Source organism: Enterobacter sp. R-25, assembly GCF_049913205.1.
In the GTDB taxonomy this organism is placed as follows: Bacteria; Pseudomonadota; Gammaproteobacteria; order Enterobacterales; family Enterobacteriaceae; genus Enterobacter; species Enterobacter ludwigii.
On the sequence record NZ_CP183982.1, the window covers coordinates 709102 to 730149 of the forward strand.

Annotated in this window: 18 protein-coding genes and 1 riboswitch; of the genes, 8 read left to right on the plus strand and 10 right to left on the minus strand. The window is 54.9% G+C overall.

All coding sequences use genetic code 11. The features are described from left to right. Window positions 1-2: 2 nt before the first annotated feature. Window positions 3-1712 carry a ribulokinase gene (gene araB, locus ACN9MQ_RS03380; protein WP_044867129.1) on the minus strand — a complete coding sequence of 570 codons (1710 nt, stop codon included), beginning with the start codon at window positions 1710-1712 and terminating at the stop codon, window positions 3-5. A gap of 336 nt (window positions 1713-2048) precedes the next feature. Between araB and araC the strand changes: the two genes are divergently transcribed. Both araC and ACN9MQ_RS03390 read left to right on the plus strand, forming a co-directional pair. Next, complete coding sequence (gene araC / locus ACN9MQ_RS03385) at window positions 2049-2894, plus strand: arabinose operon transcriptional regulator AraC (protein ID WP_426021231.1); 846 nt, start codon at window positions 2049-2051, stop codon at window positions 2892-2894. A gap of 128 nt (window positions 2895-3022) precedes the next feature. Beyond that, entirely contained in the window at window positions 3023-3790 is a 768-nt protein-coding gene (locus ACN9MQ_RS03390; RefSeq protein ID WP_113656589.1) for a DedA family protein, read from the plus strand. A 27-nt stretch (window positions 3791-3817) separates the two neighbouring features. Here ACN9MQ_RS03390 and thiQ read toward each other — a convergent pair whose 3' ends face one another. The 4 genes from thiQ to sgrR form a co-directional block, all read right to left on the minus strand. Further along, complete coding sequence (thiQ, locus tag ACN9MQ_RS03395) at window positions 3818-4519, minus strand: thiamine ABC transporter ATP-binding protein ThiQ (protein WP_020882567.1); 702 nt, start codon at window positions 4517-4519, stop codon at window positions 3818-3820. Continuing rightward, window positions 4503-6113 (minus strand): thiamine/thiamine pyrophosphate ABC transporter permease ThiP, encoded by a 1611-nt coding sequence (thiP, locus tag ACN9MQ_RS03400; RefSeq protein WP_426021230.1) that lies wholly within the window; start codon window positions 6111-6113, stop codon window positions 4503-4505. Before thiP ends, thiQ begins: the two co-directional genes overlap by 17 nt. After that, window positions 6089-7072 carry a thiamine ABC transporter substrate binding subunit gene (gene thiB / locus ACN9MQ_RS03405; RefSeq protein ID WP_032679618.1) on the minus strand — a complete coding sequence of 328 codons (984 nt, stop codon included), beginning with the start codon at window positions 7070-7072 and terminating at the stop codon, window positions 6089-6091. Before thiB ends, thiP begins: the two co-directional genes overlap by 25 nt. 31 nt (window positions 7073-7103) lie before the next feature. Further along, a riboswitch (TPP riboswitch) is annotated at window positions 7104-7204 on the minus strand. A 36-nt stretch (window positions 7205-7240) separates the two neighbouring features. Next, complete coding sequence (sgrR, locus tag ACN9MQ_RS03410) at window positions 7241-8896, minus strand: HTH-type transcriptional regulator SgrR (protein WP_014168611.1); 1656 nt, start codon at window positions 8894-8896, stop codon at window positions 7241-7243. An 88-nt stretch (window positions 8897-8984) separates the two neighbouring features. Here sgrR and sgrT point away from each other — a divergent pair, with 88 nt between their 5' ends. Together sgrT and ACN9MQ_RS03420 are read left to right on the plus strand one after the other, a co-directional pair. After that, on the plus strand, window positions 8985-9137 hold the full coding sequence (gene sgrT, locus ACN9MQ_RS03415; RefSeq protein WP_426021229.1) for a glucose uptake inhibitor SgrT: 153 nt from the start codon (window positions 8985-8987) through the stop codon (window positions 9135-9137). A 119-nt stretch (window positions 9138-9256) separates the two neighbouring features. Continuing rightward, entirely contained in the window at window positions 9257-10435 is a 1179-nt protein-coding gene (locus ACN9MQ_RS03420; RefSeq protein ID WP_020882570.1) for a sugar efflux transporter, read from the plus strand. A gap of 202 nt (window positions 10436-10637) precedes the next feature. On the opposite strand, the gene leuD is transcribed toward ACN9MQ_RS03420, so the two are convergent. The 5 genes from leuD to leuL form a co-directional block, all read right to left on the minus strand. Further along, window positions 10638-11243, minus strand: a complete 606-nt coding sequence (gene leuD / locus ACN9MQ_RS03425) for a 3-isopropylmalate dehydratase small subunit (protein ID WP_014168614.1) — start codon at window positions 11241-11243, stop codon at window positions 10638-10640. 10 nt (window positions 11244-11253) lie between these two features. Further along, window positions 11254-12654: a 3-isopropylmalate dehydratase large subunit gene (leuC, locus tag ACN9MQ_RS03430; RefSeq protein WP_020882571.1), complete on the minus strand. Its 1401-nt coding sequence runs from the start codon at window positions 12652-12654 to the stop codon at window positions 11254-11256. A gap of 2 nt (window positions 12655-12656) precedes the next feature. Beyond that, on the minus strand, window positions 12657-13748 hold the full coding sequence (leuB, locus tag ACN9MQ_RS03435; RefSeq protein ID WP_020882572.1) for a 3-isopropylmalate dehydrogenase: 1092 nt from the start codon (window positions 13746-13748) through the stop codon (window positions 12657-12659). Next, on the minus strand, window positions 13748-15319 hold the full coding sequence (leuA, locus tag ACN9MQ_RS03440) for a 2-isopropylmalate synthase (RefSeq protein ID WP_014168617.1): 1572 nt from the start codon (window positions 15317-15319) through the stop codon (window positions 13748-13750). Before leuA ends, leuB begins: the two co-directional genes overlap by 1 nt. A gap of 91 nt (window positions 15320-15410) precedes the next feature. Then, window positions 15411-15497: a leu operon leader peptide gene (gene leuL, locus ACN9MQ_RS03445; RefSeq protein ID WP_071530973.1), complete on the minus strand. Its 87-nt coding sequence runs from the start codon at window positions 15495-15497 to the stop codon at window positions 15411-15413. Window positions 15498-16132: 635 nt separating this feature from the next. Here leuL and leuO point away from each other — a divergent pair. The 4 genes from leuO (at window position 16133) to cra (ending at window position 20862) form a co-directional block, all read left to right on the plus strand. After that, window positions 16133-17077 carry a transcriptional regulator LeuO gene (gene leuO / locus ACN9MQ_RS03450; RefSeq protein ID WP_426021262.1) on the plus strand — a complete coding sequence of 315 codons (945 nt, stop codon included), beginning with the start codon at window positions 16133-16135 and terminating at the stop codon, window positions 17075-17077. 380 nt (window positions 17078-17457) lie between these two features. Beyond that, window positions 17458-19182, plus strand: coding sequence for an acetolactate synthase 3 large subunit (gene ilvI, locus ACN9MQ_RS03455; RefSeq protein WP_014168620.1), 1725 nt, complete (start codon window positions 17458-17460; stop codon window positions 19180-19182). Between the two features lies 1 nt (window position 19183). Next, on the plus strand, window positions 19184-19675 hold the full coding sequence (gene ilvN, locus ACN9MQ_RS03460; protein ID WP_003856371.1) for an acetolactate synthase small subunit: 492 nt from the start codon (window positions 19184-19186) through the stop codon (window positions 19673-19675). Between the two features lie 179 nt (window positions 19676-19854). Continuing rightward, complete coding sequence (gene cra / locus ACN9MQ_RS03465; protein WP_014168621.1) at window positions 19855-20862, plus strand: catabolite repressor/activator; 1008 nt, start codon at window positions 19855-19857, stop codon at window positions 20860-20862. The last annotated feature ends 186 nt before the right edge of the window (window positions 20863-21048 follow it).

Here is a 21048-nt window from a genome sequence, read left to right on the forward strand (position 1 = left end):
CCTTAATGTGTCAGGGTTGCCGTAGTGTCCGCGGTGTGTTTGGCCGGGGCGGCGACAGGGAGATAGTGAAGTTCGGCGCTTTTTGCCCATTGCTGATAGCGCTGATAAAGCTGTTCAAAACGCTGCGCCTGCTGAGCACGCGGCTGGAGGGTATTTTCGACAGCGCTCGCCATGTGCTGCTGCGCGGTCGGGATATCGGCATGAACGCCTGCCGCAACGGCCGCGAAGATCGCTGCACCGAGGGCACAGCACTGATCGGAGGCGACAATCTGCAGCGGACGGTTCAGCACGTCACAACAGGCCTGCATGATTACCGGGTTTTTACGGGCGATGCCGCCCAGTGCCATCACGTTGTTGACGTCGATGCCCTGCTCGGTGAAGCACTCCATAATGGCGCGCGCCCCAAAGGCAGTTGCGGCAATCAGGCCGCCAAACAGCGCTGGCGCGTCGGTGGCGAGGTTAAGATCGGTGATCACCCCTTTCAGGCGCTGGTTGGCAAATGGCGTACGGCGACCGTTGAACCAGTCGAGCACCACCGGCAGGTGATCGAGAGAAGGATTCTTTGCCCACGCGGCGGTGAGTTGCGGCAAAAGCTGCTTTTTACTTTCGGCAATCTGGGTCTTCAGCTCAGGGTGCGCCGCGGCCAGCTGATCCAGCGGCCAGCCCAGCACGCGGCCAAACCAGGCGTAGATATCACCAAAGGCGGACTGACCCGCTTCCAGACCGATAAACTCCGGTACGACGCTGCCGTCAACCTGGCCGCAGATGCCTTTTACCGCCCGATCGCCTACGCTGGCTTTATCCGCGGTGAGAATGTCGCAGGTGGAGGTGCCGATAACTTTCACCAGCGTGTTTGGCTGGGCACCAGCGCCCACCGCGCCCATGTGGCAGTCAAACGCCCCGCCGGAGATGGCCACGTTTTGCGGCAGACCCAGGCGCGTCGCCCACTCTTCACAAAGCGTACCCACCGGAATATCGGCGGTGAAGGTGTCGGTAAACAGCGGGTATTGCAGACTCTTGTTGATGACGGGATCGAGTTCATCGAAGAACGCCGCCGGTGGCAGGCCACCCCAGCTTTCATGCCACAGGGATTTGTGTCCGGCGCTGCAGCGTCCGCGGCGGATATCCTGCGGACGCGTGGTACCGGAGAGCAGGGCTGGTACCCAGTCACACAGTTCAATCCACGATACCGCGGCCTGCGCAACGGATGCGTCCGCGCGGGTTACGTGGAGGATCTTGGCCCAGAACCATTCACTGGAGTAAATACCGCCGATGTAGCGCGAGTAGTCCGTTTTACCGGGCTGGTGACACAAGCGGGTAATGGCCTCGGCCTCTTCAACGGCGGTGTGATCTTTCCACAGCACGAACATGGCGTTCGGGTTATCAGCAAACTCCGGACGCAGCGCCAGAACATGGCCTTCGGCATCCACAGGGGCAGGCGTTGAGCCGGTACTGTCGACGCCAATCCCGACGATTTCTGCCCGCTGGGCGTCGGTCAGTTCAGTCAGTACGGTTTTGATTGCCGCTTCCATCGACTCAATGTAGTCACGTGGATGGTGACGGAACTGGTTATTTGGCGCATCGCAGTAGCGCCCCTCTTGCCAGCGCGGGTACCACTCAACGCTGGTTGCTATTTCCTGGCCGCTTGTACAGTCCACTGCCAGAGCGCGAACCGAGTCGCTGCCAAAATCGAGGCCAATCGCAATTGCCATGGTGTTGCTCCATCAAAAAACAGGTATGAGAGAACATTAGAGACTGGAGGCGAAAATCGTCAGGCAGGATCCGCTAATCTTATGGACTAAATTGCTGTTGCAATAGAAAGTGTGACGCCGTGCAAATAATCAATGTGGACATTTCTGCCGCACTTATAGACACTTTTGTTACTGCTGATCTGCCCCCGTGGGCGGACAAATCAGGGGGAAAGGCTGAAACATGGCGGACGTAAAAGAGGCGTGATGCTTTTTGGATCTTTTCGCGGGCCATTTTTATACTGCTTTTATCGATATGGACAATTGGTTTCCTTCAGGACCCTTGGGAGAACTGAATCTATGGCCGAAACGCAAAACGATCCCTTATTACCGGGCTACTCGTTTAATGCTCACCTGGTGGCGGGGCTGACCCCTATCGAGGCTGAGGGATATCTCGATTTTTACGTCGACCGACCGCTCGGGATGAAAGGGTATATTCTGAACCTGACGGTGCGTGGGGAAGGGATTATCAAAAATAACGATCAGCAGTTTGTCTGCCGTCCGGGTGATATGCTGCTGTTTCCGCCGGGAGAGATCCACCACTACGGGCGTCACCCGGAGGCCAAAGAGTGGTATCACCAGTGGGTCTACTTCCGCCCGCGCGCCTACTGGCAGGAGTGGCTCTCGTGGCCGGCTATTTTTGCGCACACCGGTTTTTATCGCCCGGACGATGTTCATCTGGCTCAGTTCCGCGAACTCTTTGCCCAAATTATTGAAGCGGGGCAGGCGGGTGGCCGGTATGCCGAACTGCTGGCGATTAACCTGCTTGAACAGGTGCTGTTGCGCCGGATGGAGGCGATAAACGCGTCACTTAATCCTCCGCTGGACAACCGCGTGCGCGACGCCTGCCAGTACATCAGCGACCATCTGGCCGACAGCCAGTTCGATATCGCCAGCGTCGCCCAGCATGTGTGTCTCTCACCGTCGCGGCTGTCACATCTGTTCCGTCAGCAGCTGGGCGTCAGCGTCCTGAGCTGGCGTGAGGACCAGCGTATCAGCCAGGCGAAGCTCCTGCTCAGCACCACCCGCATGCCCATTGCCACCGTGGGGCGCAATGTGGGCTTTGAAGATCAGCTCTATTTCTCCCGGGTATTTAAAAAATGCACCGGTGCCAGCCCCAGTGAATTCCGGGCAGGATGTGAATAAACGGTAAAAAAAGATAAACAAGCAGGTGAACTGTGGAAGCAACCTGTAAACTATTCAGACAATTGTTGTCTTGACGCGGTGCAGGGCGCTAAGCAGAATCCCTGATTCGTTTTCTGACCGGAATAGTTATGCAGGCATTGCTGGAACATTTTATCACCCAGTCCGTTATATATTCGCTTATCGCCGTTGCGCTGGTGGCGTTTCTGGAATCGCTTGCACTTGTTGGGTTGATCCTCCCCGGCACGGTGATGATGGCGGGGCTGGGCGCGTTGATTGGCAGCGGTGAAGTGAATTTCTGGCAGGCGTGGATGGCGGGGATTATCGGCTGTTTACTTGGCGACTGGATCTCCTTCTGGCTGGGCTGGCGCTTTAAGAAACCGCTGCACCGTTGGTCGTTCATGAAAAAGAACAAAGCCTTGCTGGATAAAACCGAACACGCGCTGCATCAGCACAGCATGTTCACGATCCTCGTCGGTCGCTTTGTTGGACCAACGCGTCCGCTGGTGCCGATGGTCGCGGGGATGCTGGATCTGCCTGTTGCGAAATTCGTGGTGCCGAACATCATCGGCTGTGTTTTCTGGCCGCCGTTCTACTTTCTGCCGGGGATCCTGGCAGGGGCCACCGTTGATATTCCTGACGGAATGCAAAGTGGCGAGTTTAAGTGGTTGTTGCTGGCTACGGCCCTGCTGTTGTGGATCGCTGCCTGGCTGTGCTGGCGACTGTGGCGCAGCGCGAAAGCGAATGTTGATCGCCTGACGCGTTATCTGCCACGCTCGCGCCTGTTGTGGCTCGCGCCGTTAATGCTGGGGGTTGCCGTGGTGGCGCTGGTCGCCCTGATTCGCCACCCGCTGATGCCGGTGTACGGTGAAATTCTCTTGAAGGTGGTGAGCCGTTAATCTGTTTCCCTCTCCCGTGGGAGAGGGTCAGCCCGCACTGATGCCCAACAATGAAGACGCCCCTGCGTGACCACTGAGCAGTTCCTCTGTGCCGCCATCCCAGGCAATTCGCCCTTCTGCAATGACCACCGATCGTGGCGCAATCCGCGCGGCATCCTCAATGCTGTGCGAAACCATCAGCATTGTCAGTTGCTGACGCTGGCACACGTCCTGCACCAGGGTAAGCATCTCCTGGCGCAAGGCAGGATCGAGTGCAGAGAAGGGCTCATCCAGAAGCAGTATGGGCTGCTCGCGCACCAGGCAGCGCGCCAGCGCCACCCGCTGACGCTGCCCGCCGGAGAGGGCTTCGGGGAGGCGATCAATAAACGCGGTAATGCCCATCTGAGCGGCAATCAGCTCCAGCTTCTGGCGCTGACCGTCGTTGAGTTTCAGGCCAGGATCCATACCCAGGGCGATGTTTTGCCGCACCGTCAGGTGCATGAACAGATTATTTTCCTGGAACAGCATCGACACCGGACGTCGGGCGGGTGGCGTGCGCGTATGGTCGCGGTTTTCAATCACTATCGACCCGCTCGCCGGTTGCAGAAAACCGGCAATCAGATTGAGCAAAGTACTCTTTCCGGCCCCGCTCGGACCCAGAACCGCAATCATCTCTCCCTGACGAACCGAAAGGGAGAAGCGCATTGGCAGATGCTGGTAGAGCCAGGTTACATCAGTCAGTTTTAACATTACGCCCCGGAAGTTTTTCGATAACGGTAAATAAGGCAAAGCAGAGCACCAGTAACAGCAGCGCCGTGACGGCTCCCTCCTGGCTACGATAGGAGCCAATTTGCTGGTACAGCCAGTACGGGAGGGTGCGGAAATCTTCATTACCGAAGAGCGCCACGACACCAAAATCACCAATTGAGAGCACACAGGCGAAGGCCAGGGCCTGGGCCAGCGGGCGTTTCAGCGCACGCAGTTCGATAATCTTTAGCCGCTGCCAGCCCTGCAGACCGAGCGACTGGCACAGCAGCGCGTAGCGGCTGTTGATGTCTCGCATCGGATTTTCCAGCACCTTCAGCGCGTAGGGGATCGCCATCAGGGCATTGGTGAAAATCACGATGCCGTCGGCGTTTTCCGGCAGGCCAATAGTGCTGTTGAACAGTAAAAAGAACCCCGTCGCCAGTACAATGCCGGGCATCGCCAGGATCAGCATGCCTGTCAGCTCCAGGGCATGCCCGGCTTTACGGGCCTGACGCGCGTAAAGCTCGCGGCTGCTCCATAAAAGCATCATGGTCAGCATGACACACAGCAGCCCGGCGGCCAGCGCGATCCGTAACGAGGTCCACGTTGCCTGCCAGAGAACGGGCTGCTGCAACACGGTAACGAGATTCAGGTTCAGGCCATCGACGATGACGGCCATCAGCGGCGGAAGCAGAAGCAGCAGCGCCAGCGTGATAAGCAACAGGTCAGCGATCCGGCTATGCATACTGTCCTGCGGGTCGCGCCAGCCGGTTATCTGATTACTGCCCGGCGGGATGGCTTTGCTCAGACGCTGGCTCAGCAGCACAAGGCACAGGCAGCAAACCATCTGCACCATCGCCAGCAGCGCGGCGCGGCCGGGGTCATAGTCGTAACTGAGCGCCTGGTAAATTGCCAGTTCGATGGTGGTGGCCTGCGGGCCGCCGCCGAGTGAAAGCACGGTGGCAAAACTGGCGAAACAGAGCATAAAGATCAGAGCCGCAACCGGCGGGATCTGACGACGCAGCCACGGCCATTCAACCAGGCGGAAGAAGGACATACCGCGCATGCCCAACTGGGCGGCAAGCTGGCGCTGTTCACCGGGGATGTTTTCCAGTGCCTGTAGAAAGAGTCTGGTCGCCATCGGCATATTGAAAAAGACGTGCGCCAGCAGAATGCCCTTCAGTCCGTAGGGCGAGAAGCGCCACTCCAGACCCAGCAGGCTGAAAAGTGAAGCCAGCCACCCCTGACGACCATAGACGCTCAGGATGCCAAACACGGCCACCAGGACCGGCAGGATCAGCGTCATGGCGCACAGGCGCAGCAGGGCCTGCCTGCCGGGGAAACGGCGGCGATAAAGCGCGCGAGCCAGGAAAATGGCGGGGATAACCGACAGCAGCGCAGAGAGAAAGGCCTGCCAGAAAGAGAAACGGATAACGTGCCAGAGATAACTGTCGTGCCAGAGCGCGAACAGGTCGCTCTCTGGCGCGTTAAACCACAAGGCAAGGAATGCGCCCAGACTGACCGCCACCATCAATACGGCGGCGAGCAGCCCAGGAATTAACCATCCGGGAATTAACGGCTGACGGCGCGTTGCCATTCACTTACCCATGCTGCTCGCTGCGCGGCAACCTGCTGAGGCGTAAACTCCAGCGAGGTTTGCGGTTTGGTCAGTTTCTCAAAGCCCGCTGGCAACGCCACGCTGGTCACGGGGTACATCCAGTTACCCGCTGGAATCGCGTTCTGGAATGCCGGGGAGACCATAAATTTCAGGAACTTCTCGGCCAGTTCGGGCTGTTTGCTGGATGCCGTGCGGGCTGCCACTTCGACCTGCAGATAGTGCCCTTCAGCAAAACTGGCGGCGGCGTAATTGTCTTTTTTCTCGGCGATGATGTGATAAGCCGGGGAGGTGGTGTAGCTCAGAACCAGATCACTTTCCCCTTTCAGGAACAGACCGTAGGCTTCGCTCCAGCCTTTTGTCACGGTGACGGTTTTGGCGGCCAGCTTCTGCCACGCTTGCGGAGCGTCATCGCCGTAGACTTTCTGCATCCACAGCAGCAGACCCAGGCCTGGCGTACTGGTACGAGGATCTTCATAAATAACGCGCCATTTCTGCTCGCTTTCGACCAGTTCCTTCAGGCTTTTCGGCGGGTTTTTAAGCTTGTTTTTGTCGTAAACAAACGCGAAGTAACCGTAATCGAACGGCACAAAGGTGTCGTTCTGCCAGCCGCCCGGGACGCTGACGGCATCGGTGGCGACGCCGCTTTTGGCAAACAGTTTGGTTTTCGAGGCGGCCTCCAGCAGGTTGTTATCCAGCCCAAGCACCACATCGGCTTTACTGTTTTTGCCTTCCATGCGCAGGCGGTTAAGCAGAGAGACGCCATCTTCCAGCGCCACGAACTTCAGTTCGCACTGACAGTCAGCTTCAAAGGCTTTTTTCACTACCGGACCCGGACCCCAGTCGGCTGAGAAGGAATCGTAGGTGTAGACCGTCAGGACGGGCTTCGCGACAGCAGGGAGCGCAAACAGCGCCAGAAGGGGGAGAACTTTTTTTAACACTTTGCACCTCAAGGTTGAGTGGCAAAGGATTTTGAGTGACAGCCTCAAATCCCTTCGCCGGCGTTATCCGGATCAGGTTCGACGGGTATTATCTCAGCGCACATCAGTGATGCAGCACCCCGTTGAGAACGGCGCTATTGTAATGATTTGGCAAATATTACGAAAGTGTTATGGCTCCGGCGGCGAAAACCAGGCGGATTTAAAATCAAACCAGCCCAGCGTATTCATTCTGACACCGCGCATACTACGCTGCCCCTGGATCATCAGCCAGTGGTGGATCAACGGCACGATCGCTTGTTCAGCCAGCAACTGCTGGCACCATGAGGCCAGATTCATGTCGCCGGCGCGCCAGCGTGCCGCGTCCTGCTGCCAGTCCCGGTCTATGCAGTGCTGGATAAGCGGGACCTCATACAGGTGAGAGAAGAGCGAGAAATCAAGCGGCAGGGTAAAGTTGGCGCTGTTGAGCCAGATGTCGCTGACGATCTCTCCCTGATGCCATTCATCGTAATCCACCTCTTTGACATCCAGCCTCACCCCAACGGCGGCCAGCAGTCGGGTCATGATTCTGGCGATAAAGCGGTGCTCAACGTGCTCGCGATAGTAGGTCAGGGTGATGGACTCCAGCCCGGCGGGCTTGTCGCAGTATGTCGGACGGGCGTGATGCCAGCGAGGAAGCAGACCATACGCCGGGAACCAGTAGGTCTGGTACTGCTCCTCCGCATGATAAATCAGGCTGGAGGGCGACAACACGTGGCTTATCCATTTGCGCACCTCATGGTTTGCCCCGCGATGGGTACGGCTGTCGAACAGAAGATAGTAGCACCCTTCTTCGAGCCGGCTCTCCACGGCCTTTTCGCCCGTAGTGGGCCCTTCCAGCGTCAGCCCGGCGCTCAGCTCTTCGTTGAGATCCGGTAATACCCACACGTTCACTTCGTCGATCAGCGCCCGGTAGCCAAAATAGTCATCAAAAGCGCGGATTTTCAGCTGGTTGTTGTTATTGCGCGATACAGAGTAGGGGCCGGTGCCAATCGGCAGGCTGGCAAAATTATTCATCGATTCCCATTCACCGGGCAAAATCATCGACGGTACATAGCCCAGCAGCCACGGAAGCCATTTGTCCGGCTGAGACAGTTCAACATCCAGTGTCCATGCCGTAGGGGAGTGAACGCGTGAAATATGGGAATAGAGCGGTAGCGTGCAGGCGCGCTCTAAAGAGGCAATCACATCGACCATCTCCAGCTCGCGGCCGTGGTGGAAATGAATACCAGGACGTAGAAAAAAGCGCCAGTGAAGAGGAGAAAGTTGCTGCCAGTGGTGCGCAATATCCGCTTCAAGTTCCCCATTTTCCTCATTTATGCGCGTCAGGCCGCTGAATATTTGTCGGGCCATATGGGTTTCAGAGCGGCGTAACGCCGTGCCGGGCAACAGGTTTTTCATCGGTCGATAGTAGAGCACCCGCAGAATGTGGCGACCCTGACGAAAGCTGCGCCCGAGATGCGACACCAGCATCTGACGTACTGCCGCTTTGTCCCCCACCAGCTGCACCAGCTGGTCGATGCGGTCCTGTTCCAGCAGGTCTTCCGCCCGCTGCTGCTGCAACGCCAGCCCGGTATACAGGAAGGTCAGGCGCGAGCGTTTTCCGCGACCCGCCTCGGCCTCCCAGTTGAGCCAGCCCTGCTGCTGCATGGTATTAAGCAGCGTGCGCATGTGCCGGCGCGAACAGCTGAGCAGGTCCGCCAGCTCGTTCAGCGTGGTCTCCTGCGATCGCCCCTCGCAGCATTGCCAGAGGCGGATAAATTGTTGTTGCAGACGACCAGATGGCATAAAAGGGGAACTCCTGACAAAAAATCAGCAATTTATTAATCCCTATATTAGGCCAATAATTCTTCCCGATGAAGTGAGGAGGTAAATTATGAAGAGGTCTACCGCACGTCAGTTTTATCAGCGTTATTTTTCAGCGACGCAGGGAGCGTCCTGGCTGGCCCGCCAGTGTGCAGAGCAACGGTTGAAAATCCTGGAAGATCTGATGCAGTGGGACGTTACGAAACTGACCTCTTCTTGCTAACTCGCCTCGATCATGTGTGACTGAGTATTGGTGCTTATCACCCGCCAGCAAAATGTTTTTGCTGGCTTTTTTCGTTTACTATTCACCCACTTTCGATTCGCTTTCACAAGGACTTGCGCATGCTCTGGTTGATGACGATGGGGCGACGCCTGAACGGCGTGTATGCCGCTTTTATGCTGGTGGCCTTTATGATGGGCGTGGCGGGGGCATTGCAGGCTCCGACGCTGAGTCTGTTTCTCAGCCGTGAGGTGGGGGCGCAGCCGTTTTGGGTGGGGCTGTTTTATACCGTGAACGCCATCGCCGGGATCCTGGTCAGTCTGGCACTGGCAAAACGATCGGACAATCGGGGCGATCGTCGCAAACTGATCCTCTTTTGCTGCGCCATGGCCGTGGGTAACGCGCTGCTGTTTGCCTTCAATCGCCATTACCTGACGCTGATTACCTGCGGCGTGCTTCTGGCGTCACTCGCCAATACCGCCATGCCGCAGCTGTTCGCGCTGGCCCGTGAATACGCGGATAACTCGGCGCGGGAAGTGGTGATGTTCAGCTCGGTCATGCGTGCGCAGCTCTCTCTGGCCTGGGTGATCGGCCCGCCGCTGGCGTTTATGCTGGCGCTGAACTATGGCTTTACCACCATGTTTTCCATCGCTGCCGGCATTTTTGTCATCAGTCTGATATTGATTGCCTTTGCGCTACCCTCAGTGGCGCGAGTGGAGCAGACGACGGATAAACCCATCACCCAGGTGAGTGGCTGGCAGGATAAAAACGTCCGCATGCTGTTTATCGCGTCCATGCTGATGTGGACCTGCAACACCATGTACATCATTGATATGCCGCTGTGGATCAGCAGCGATCTGGGGTTGCCGGACAAGCTTGCGGGGATCCTGATGGGGACGGCTGCCGGCCTGGAAATTCCGGCGATGATCCTGGCGGGTTATTACGTTAAGCGTTTTGGAAAGCGCCGCATGATGATCGTCGCCGTGGCGGCGGGAGTGCTTTTTTATCTGGGGCTGATCGTCTTCCATTCGCGCGAAGCACTGCTTGCGCTGCAGCTGTTTAACGCCGTGTTTATTGGCATCGTGGCCGGGATTGGGATGCTCTGGTTCCAGGACTTAATGCCGGGACGGGCAGGCTCTGCCACTACGCTCTTTACCAACAGCATTTCAACGGGCGTAATTCTGGCAGGGGTGATTCAGGGGGCGTTGTCGCAAACCTACGGTCACGCGTCAGTGTACTGGATGATTGCGGCCATTTCCGTGGTGACGCTGGTGCTAACCTGCCGGGTAAAAGATGTGTGATTCTGGAAGGCTGCTTCACGCAATAAAACGATTTTCTGACAGGGTCTAAGAAGGCGCATAGAGTGCGTGGCGTCAGCCGAGGCTGTTTGCCTCAGGCTGACGCAAGAGGCAAACAGTGATGAGGCCCACATCAATTAACACTGATGGTGTACTGCAACCATTATGTTGGACGATGTTGATCTTCACCGGGATGGTACGCAGCCTACCCCATAAACGCAGGCTGTTTTTGCTCATAGGCGGAGATGGCATCTTCGTGCTGCAGCGTCAGGCCAATACTGTCCAGGCCATTCAGCATGCAGTGACGACGAAAGGCGTCAATGCTGAAGCTGTAGGATTTATCACCCGCTTTCACCACTTCCGCTTCCAGATCCACTTCAAACGAAATCCCAGGATTTGCCTTCACCAGGGCGAACAATTCGTCTACCTGCGCATCGCTCAGCGTCACCGGCAGCAGCTGGTTATTGAAGCTGTTGCCGTAGAAGATATCGGCAAAGCTTGGGGCGATAACCACTTTAAACCCGTAGTCGGTGAGCGCCCAGGGTGCATGTTCACGGGAAGAGCCGCAGCCAAAGTTTTCACGCGCCAGCAGAATCGATGCGCCTTTAAATTCCGGGAAGTTCAGCACGAACTCGGGATTGGGCACTTCGCCTTTGTCGTCCAGGAAGCGCCAGTCGTTAAACAGATGCGCGCCAAACCCGGTACGGGTCACCTTCTGCAAAAACTGCTTTGGAATGATGGCGTCAGTGTCGACGTTAGCGGCGTCCAGTGGGACAACCCGGCCCGTATGTTGGGTAAATTTCTCTGCCATGATTGTCTCCTTATTTCAGGCTGCGAATATCGGCGAAATGACCGGTCACTGCCGCAGCGGCGGCCATTGCCGGGCTGACCAGGTGAGTACGCCCACCGCGGCCCTGACGGCCTTCAAAGTTACGGTTACTGGTGGAGGCACAACGCTCGCCAGGATTCAGGCGGTCATTGTTCATGGCCAGGCACATGGAGCAGCCAGGCAGGCGCCATTCGAAGCCCGCTTCGATAAAGATCTTATCCAGGCCTTCAGCTTCCGCCTGGGCTTTCACCGGGCCAGAGCCCGGCACAACCAGCGCCTGAACGCCCGGTGCCACTTTGCGGCCTTTGGCAATCTCGGCCGCCGCGCGTAAATCTTCGATACGGGAGTTGGTGCAGGAGCCGATAAACACTTTATCAATGGTCACGTCAGTCAACGGAATGCCTGGCTTCAGACCCATATAGGCCAGCGCTTTTTCCGCACTGGCGCGCTCGACCGGATCGCTGAAAGAGGCCGGGTCAGGAATATTATCGTTAACGGAAATCACCTGGCCCGGGTTGGTTCCCCAGGTGACCTGTGGTGCAATGTCTTCCGCCTGCAGCGTAACCACGGTGTCAAACGTCGCACCATCGTCGGTTTTCAGGGTTTTCCAGTACGCAACCGCCTCAATAAAATCCTGGTCTTTCGGCGCGTGCAGACGGCCCTTCACATAGCTGAAGGTTGTCTCGTCTGGCGCAACCAGGCCCGCTTTTGCCCCCATCTCAATGGCCATGTTGCAGAGCGTCATTCGGCCCTCCATGCTCAGTGCCTGGATGGCTTCACCGCAGAATTCAACCACGTGACCGGTGCCGCCTGCGCTGCCGGTTTTACCGATGATGGCCAGCACGATGTCTTTGGCGGTAATGCCCGGGGCCGCTTTGCCTTTCACTTCAATCTTCATGGTTTTGGCGCGGCCCTGTTTCAGGGTCTGCGTCGCCAGAACATGTTCTACTTCAGAGGTACCAATACCGAACGCCAGGGCCCCAAACGCGCCGTGGGTGGCCGTGTGGGAGTCACCGCAGACAATGGTCATGCCGGGCAGGGTGATGCCCTGTTCTGGCCCCATTACGTGGACGATACCCTGATACGGGTGGTTCAGATCGTAGAGCTCGACGCCAAATTCATTGCAGTTTTTGATCAGCTCCTGCATCTGGATACGCGCCATTTCACCCGACGCATTGATATCTTTGGTTTGCGTGGAGACGTTGTGATCCATTGTCGCGAAGGTTTTACCTGGCTGGCGCACCGGGCGCTTATGCGCACGCAGTCCGTCGAATGCCTGAGGGGAGGTAACCTCGTGCACCAGATGGCGATCGATATACAACAGTGGGGTTTCGTTTGGTGCTTCGTAAACTACGTGCGCATCAAACAATTTTTCATATAACGTTTTCGCCATGATTACACCCCTTCAGCGACATAGCGGGCAATAATGTCGCCCATTTCATCGGTACTGACTGCCGCCGTGCCGCGTGCTAAATCACCGGTACGGACACCTTCTTCTAACGCACGGTTAATGGCGTTTTCAATTGCGGTTGCTGCATCACCGGCATCAAGGCTGTAGCGCAACAGCAAGGCCAGAGAGAGGATCTGCGCAATCGGGTTGGCAATGTTTTTGCCGGCGATATCGGGCGCGGAGCCGCCAGCAGGTTCGTACAGGCCAAATCCCTCTTCATTGAGGCTGGCTGATGGCAACATCCCCATAGAGCCTGTGATCATTGCGCACTCGTCCGAGAGAATATCGCCGAACAGGTTGGAACACAGCAGAACGTCAAACTGCGACGGATCTTTAATCAGCTGCATGGTCGCGTTGTCGATGTACATATGGGACAGTTCGACATCCGGATACTGTTTCGCGACTTCACTGACGATTTCACGCCACAAAATAGAAGACTGCAGAACGTTCGCTTTATCGATAGACGTCACTTTATGGCGGCGTTTGCGCGCCGACTCAAAGGCGATATGGGCGATACGTTCAATTTCAAAACGGTGATAGACCTCGGTATCAAAGGCTTTTTCATGCTGACCGCTGCCTTCGCGCCCTTTAGGCTGCCCGAAGTAGATCCCGCCGGTCAGTTCACGCACGCACAGGATGTCAAAGCCGTTAGCCGCGATATCTGCACGCAGCGGACAGAACGTTTCCAGCCCCTGGTACAGCTTCGCCGGACGCAGGTTGCTGAACAATTTAAAATGTTTACGCAGTGGCAGCAGCGCGCCGCGCTCAGGCTGCCCGGCGGGCGGCAGGTGTTCCCATTTAGGGCCACCCACGGAGCCAAACAGCACTGCATCCGCATTTTCACACCCTTCAACGGTCGCTTTTGGCAGCGGAGTACCGTGATTATCGATGGCGATACCGCCCACATCATAGTGGCTGGTGGAGATTTTCATCGCAAAACGCGAACGAACGGCTTCCAGTACTTTCAGCGCCTGTGCCATCACTTCCGGGCCAATACCGTCACCCGGTAACACAGCAATATGGTAATTCTTCGACATTACACGGTTTCCTTGTTGTTCTCTTTATTCTGAGCTTTGCGTTGCAACTCTTTTTCAACTTCAGCGGCGCGCCAGATATTGTTCAGCACGTGGACCATCGCCTTCGCGGAGGATTCAACAATATCCGTCGCCAGGCCCACACCGTGGAAACGACGGCCATTGTGGGTGACCACGATATCAACCTGACCCAGGGCATTCTCACCGTGGCCCTTGGCCGTCAGGTCATATTTCACCAGCTCTACGTCGTACTCGGTGACGCGGTTAATCGCGCGGTAAATGGCATCAACCGGGCCATTGCCATTTGCCGCTTCGGCCTTAATGTCTTCGCCACAGGCCAGTTTGACCGAGGCAGTCGCAATGTCGCTGGAGCCTGACTGCACGCTGAAGTAATCGAGGCGGAAGTGCTCAGGCTCTTCCTGCTGTTTATTGATGAAGGCCAGCGCTTCCAGGTCATAGTCGAATACCTGACCTTTTTTATCGGCCAGCTTCAGGAAGGCGTCGTACAGCTGATCCATGTTGTAATCGCTGTCCTTATAACCCATCTCTTCCATACGGTGTTTCACCGCCGCACGACCGGAACGGGAGGTCAGGTTCAACTGAACCTGGTTCAGGCCGATGGATTCCGGGGTCATGATTTCGTAGTTTTCACGGTTTTTCAGCACGCCATCCTGATGAATACCGGAGGAGTGCGCAAAGGCGCCGGTACCCACAATCGCCTTGTTAGCCGGGATGGGCATGTTGCAGATCTGGCTGACGGTCTGGCTGGTACGCCAGATTTCGTTGTGATTGATGCGGGTATGCACATTCATGATGTCTTTGCGCACTTTGATCGCCATGATCACTTCTTCCAGTGAACAGTTACCTGCACGTTCACCGATGCCGTTCATCGCGCCTTCTACCTGACGTGCACCGGCGTGCACCGCAGCGATGGCGTTGCCAACGGCCAGCCCCAGGTCATCGTGGGTATGTACGGAGATAATCGCTTGATCAATGTTTGGTACGCGTTCATACAGACCGGTAATGATGTTGGAGAACTCAAACGGCATGGTGTAGCCGACAGTGTCCGGGATATTGATGGTTTTAGCGCCCGCATTGATGGCAGCTTCCACCACGCGCGCCAAATCTTCAATCGGCGTACGGCCAGCATCTTCACAGGAGAATTCAACGTCATCCGTGTAGTTACGGGCACGTTTGACCATGTAGACCGCGCGCTCAATAACCTCATCCAGCGTGCTGCGCAGCTTGGTGGCAATGTGCATAGGAGAGGTAGCAATAAAGGTATGAATACGGAATGCTTCGGCAACCTTCAACGACTCGGCTGCAACATCGATATCTTTTTCCACACAGCGTGCCAGGCCACAGACGCGGCTGTTCTTGATGGTACGCGCTATGGTCTGCACGGATTCGAAGTCACCCGGAGAAGAGACAGGGAAACCGACCTCCATCACGTCGACACCCATACGTTCGAGAGCCAGCGCGATCTGCAGTTTCTCTTTCACACTCAGGCTTGCCTGTAATGCCTGTTCACCGTCACGTAAAGTTGTATCGAAAATAATGACTTGCTGGCTCATGGGTTAGGTCCTTGTCAGTCTTAGGGCGCCTTGCTACGAGCATAAAAAAACCCGCGCAGTGGCGCGGGTTTTTAGTCTTACTGGTGACGATTCAACGCTGAATTTCGCCCGCCAGTCTACCGCGCACAGTGGATGCGTTTAGTAGTAGTAGACCGGTGAAACGAATGGTGCGAATCATGAATCGTGCTCCGTTAAATTCAATATGCTTTTAGTGGTACTGGATACGACTGTGCATGTCAACCCCTGCAGGCAAAAACGCACCCGGCTGGCCAGGTTGACAGGATATGTGCTTTAGCTAATTGTGCTGGGTTTTGCTTTTTCGACCCTACAAATTGTCTAATTTTGGACTGAGAAAAAGGTTGCAGAAATAATTGAATATAATTGTGATGAATAACTTAAAAGTTCGCTACTCAATTGTGTGGGGCGCAAATGGGTTTGATATCATTAAGTTATAAATGCGGTGAATGTTTTTTATCACTTCGGATGTCTTATGGTTATTACAGATTGTTAACTTATTTAATCGGGGTTGCAATAACAGTTTAATAATACTTAAGACATCATTAACCCGCTGACGATTGTATATTGGTCTAGTTTATGGTTTCATTCAAATCCTAAAGTGAATCATATCATTTGCAGTGGTGTTTATTTTATCGTTTGTCAGCGGCGAAAAGTCATTTTCGCTAAACTGTTCTTTATATTTTCCGAATTTAAAATAATTCTCTTTCGCTGATCGTATATGCATGGTAAATCATATTCTTCGGAATTATTACAGTACGTTGGCAAAGGGAGTGTAGCGTGACAGTGGAGTCAGAAGTGCCAGAAATTAATATTAAACAACCTCAAACTACTGATGGGATTAAACCGCAGTTACGTACGGTGGACCTTAATCTGCTCACGGTATTTGATGCTGTCATGCAGGAGCAGAATATCACCCGGGCGGCACATACGTTGGGGATGTCTCAGCCCGCGGTCAGTAATGCCGTCGCCAGACTTAAGGTTATGTTTAACGACGAGTTATTCGTTCGTTACGGGAGAGGAATACAGCCTACCGCACGGGCATTCCAGTTATTCGGCTCTATCCGTCAGGCGTTGCAGCTGGTTCAGAACGAGCTGCCAGGGTCAGGCTTTGAACCTTTAAGCAGTGAGCGTGTATTCAATCTTTGTGTTTGCAGTCCGTTAGATAATTATTTGACGTCGATTATTTATAATAAAGTTGAAGAGATCGCTCCCAATATCCATCTGGTTTTTAAATCATCCTTAAATCAAAACACCGAGCATCAGTTACGCTACCAGGAGACCGAGTTCGTTCTGGGATATGAAGAATTTCGACGTCCTGAATTTTCTTGCGTTCCGCTGTTTAAAGATGAAATGGTGTTGGTCGCCAGTAAAAAACACCCCCGACTCAATTCTCCGCTTCGGGAAAGTGACGTTTATAGCGAGCAGCATGCTGTTGTTGCGCTCGACAGATATGCTTCCTTTAGCCTGCCGTGGTATGACACGGCGGATAAACAGGCAAGCGTTGCTTATCAGGGAATGGCAATGGTCAGCGTATTGAACGTGGTCTCGCAGACACATCTGGTGGCTATTGCACCACGCTGGCTGGCTGAAGAGTTTTCCGGTCAACTACAATTGCAAATGTTGCCGTTGCCGCTCAAGCTGAATAGCCGTACCTGCTATCTCTGCTGGCATGAAGCCGCCGGTCGGGATAAAGGGCACCAGTGGATGGAAGAGTTACTGATCAGTATTTGCCGTCGATAAGCGCATCAGGATAAATTGCATCTTCTCGTGTGATTTATCCTGGTTTTTTCTCTGTTATTGTTATTTTATTCTGTTGTGAATTTTTTCTTACTGCTCTCTGGCTCGCAAAAATAGATGATTTCCTGAATCGACGCGCTTTTCAGCGATGATTAATCATCTCATCCTCTAATACCAGATGAATTGACCATATCCTTCCTTAATACCTGTTTTTTCTGCTTTGCGAACCGTTTAGCTCACCCGGTCTGCTAATTGCCTGCCTCATAACGAGCGGTTAAGGTAACGATCACTCTGCAAAATATAAGATTGGTTTAACCCAGTCGTAAGACGGTGCGGAAATGAATTCTGCAGCTCGTCTATAACAAAATGCCTGGAGGCAAAGCATGGAGATGTTGTCTGGCGCGGAAATGGTCGTCCGATCGTTAATCGATCAGGGCGTGAAGCAAGTGTTCGGTTATCCCGGAGGCGCAGTCCTGGATATTTATGATGCGCTTCATACGGTAGGCGGCATTGACCATGTTTTAGTACGCCACGAGCAGGCGGCGGTGCATATGGCTGACGGGCTGGCCCGCGCGACAGGTGAAGTAGGCGTGGTATTAGTGACGTCCGGTCCCGGCGCGACAAACGCCATCACCGGCATTGCCACGGCGTATATGGATTCTATCCCGCTGGTTATTCTTTCCGGCCAAGTGGCGACGTCACTGATTGGCTACGACGCGTTTCAGGAGTGCGACATGGTGGGGATTTCGCGTCCCGTTGTGAAGCACAGCTTCCTGGTTAAGCAAACTGAAGACATCCCGGGGATATTGAAAAAAGCCTTCTGGCTGGCAGCAAGCGGGCGTCCCGGCCCGGTGGTGGTCGATCTGCCGAAAGATATCTTGAACCCGGCGAACAAGCTTCCTTATGTCTGGCCGGAGTCGGTGAGCATGCGCTCATACAACCCAACGACGCAGGGCCACAAGGGGCAGATCAAACGTGCCTTGCAAACGCTGCTGGCCGCCAAAAAACCGGTAGTCTATGTCGGTGGTGGGGCAATCAATTCTGCCTGTGAAGGGCAGCTTCGGGAGCTTATCGAGAAACTCAATCTTCCCGTTGCGTCGTCGCTGATGGGGCTGGGCGCTTTCCCGGCAACTCACCGTCAGGCTCTGGGGATGCTGGGTATGCATGGTACCTATGAAGCCAACATGACGATGCACCATTCCGATGTGATCTTTGCCGTCGGCGTGCGCTTTGACGATCGCACCACCAACAATCTGGCGAAATACTGCCCGAACGCCACCGTGCTTCATATTGATATCGATCCCACCTCTATTTCGAAAACGGTGTCTGCGGATGTGCCGATCGTCGGTGATGCCCGCCAGGTGCTGGAGCAAATGCTGGATCTGCTGGCACAGGAGCCGCCTTCCCAGCCGCTGGATGAGATCCGTGACTGGTGGCAGCAGATCGAACAATGGCGCGCGCGTCAGTGCCTGAAGTATGACACGCAAAGCGACAGCATTAAGCCGCAGGCGGTGATCGAAACTATCTGGCGGCTGACGAAAGGCGAGGCATACGTGACGTCTGACGTGGGTCAGCATCAGATGTTTGCCGCCCTTTATTATCCGTTTGATAAACCGCGCCACTGGATTAACTCCGGAGGGTTAGGAACGATGGGCTTTGGCTTGCCTGCCGCACTGGGCGTCAAGCTGGCTCTGCCTGACGAAACCGTCGTCTGCGTGACGGGAGACGGCAGTATTCAGATGAACATCCAGGAGCTGTCGACGGCCCTTCAGTATGAGCTGCCGGTACTGGTGCTGAACCTGAATAACGGTTATCTCGGGATGGTGAAGCAGTGGCAGGACATGATCTACTCTGGTCGTCACTCTCAGTCCTACATGACGTCACTGCCTGACTTTGTTCGTCTGGCTGAAGCCTACGGCCATATTGGGATGCGAGTGACCGATCCGGCAGAGCTCGAAACGAAGCTCGGTGAAGCGCTTGAGCACGTTAAAAATAACCGCCTCGTTTTTATGGATGTCATTGTTGATGGCACCGAGCACGTATACCCGATGCATATTCGCGGTGGTGGTATGGATGAAATGTGGTTAAGCAAAACGGAGAGAACCTGATATGCGCCGGATATTATCTGTTTTACTGGAAAACGAGTCTGGCGCACTGTCGCGCGTCATTGGCCTTTTTGCACAGCGCGGCTATAACATTGAAAGCCTGACCGTTGCGCCGACTGACGATCCGACGCTGTCGCGCATGACCATCCAGACCGTCGGCGATGCCAAAGTGCTTGAGCAGATCGAGAAACAGCTGCATAAGCTGGTCGATGTTCTGCGCGTCAGCGAGCTGGGGCAGGGTGCCTACGTTGAGCGAGAGGTCATGCTGGTGAAAATCCAGGCCAGCGGTTACGGGCGCGAGGAAGTGAAACGTAACACGGATATCTTCCGTGGGCAGATTATAGACGTCACGCCTTCTATATATACGGTTCAGCTGGCCGGAACGAGTGACAAGCTGGATGCCTTCCTGGCATCTGTGCGGGATGTGGCAAAAATTGTTGAGGTTGCGAGATCGGGCGTTGTTGGCCTGTCACGCGGCGATAAGATCATGCGTTAGTTGTCTAAAAGGTTCGCCTCTTTCTGCCCGGTCACCAAAGCCGGGCTTTTTTTTGTGTAATCAGCCGACAACAGAGATAAAAGCGGTTGCCGCGAAGGCTATTCTGCGTTTAGATGTTAAAAGATTTAACCATAACCTTGCCAAGGCCATGGACTCTTTTCATTTTTTAAGGGGCAATTGTGAAACTGGATGAAATCGCCCGGCTAGCCGGCGTGTCACGAACAACGGCCAGCTATGTGATTAACGGTAAAGCAAAGCAGTACCGTGTCAGCGATAAGACCGTTGAAAAAGTTATGGCGGTGGTTCGTGAACATAACTACCATCCGAATGCTGTCGCAGCTGGCCTGCGTGCCGGACGCACCCGCTCTATTGGCCTGGTGATCCCGGATCTGGAAAACACCAGCTATACCCGTATCGCCAACTATCTTGAACGTCAGGCGCGCCAGCGTGGTTATCAGTTGCTGATTGCCTGCTCGGAAGACCAGCCCGACAACGAGATGCGCTGTATTGAGCATCTGCTCCAGCGTCAGGTCGATGCCATCATCGTCTCCACCTCTTTACCGCCTGAACACCCGTTTTATCAGCGCTGGGCGAACGACCCATTCCCGATTGTGGCGCTGGATCGTGCGCTCGACAGGGAGCATTTCACGAGCGTCGTCGGTGCCGATCAGGATGATGCCGAGATGCTGGCGGCAGAGCTGAGAACCTTCCCGGCTGAAACGGTGCTGTATCTGGGGGCGCTGCCTGAACTGTCAGTCAGCTTCCTGCGTGAACAGGGGTTCAGAACCGCCTGGAAAGACGATCCCCGTGAGGTGCACTACCTCTATGCCAACAGCTATGAACGTGAAGCGGCCGCACAGCTTTTCGAGAAATGGCTGGAAACGCACCCGATGCCGCAGGCGCTATTCACCACCTCATTTGCTCTGCTGCAGGGGGTGATGGATGTGACCTTACGCCGTGAGGGTAAGCTGCCTTCCGACCTGGCCATCGCGACCTTCGGTGATAACGAGCTGCTCGACTTCCTCCAGTGCCCGGTTCTGGCGGTGGCTCAACGCCATCGTGATGTGGCTGAACGCGTGCTGGAAATTGTGCTGGCAAGTCTGGACGAGCCGCGTAAACCGAAGCCGGGTCTGACGCGTATTAAACGTAATCTTTACCATCGCGGAATTTTGAGCCGCCATAAATGAAATGACGGGGCGGAGAAATCTGCCCCCTTTTGACGAAATAATTCGCCGGGATAATTCCCGTAGAGAAATTAGGATAATTCTTGCGAATTTACATTCTGCTATTTTTCTTAATTCATTTTGGCGTTTAAGGGTTCCTTTAAAGGACGTTTAAACGATTTTAAATGCCTGTCTTTGTATTATTTTGTT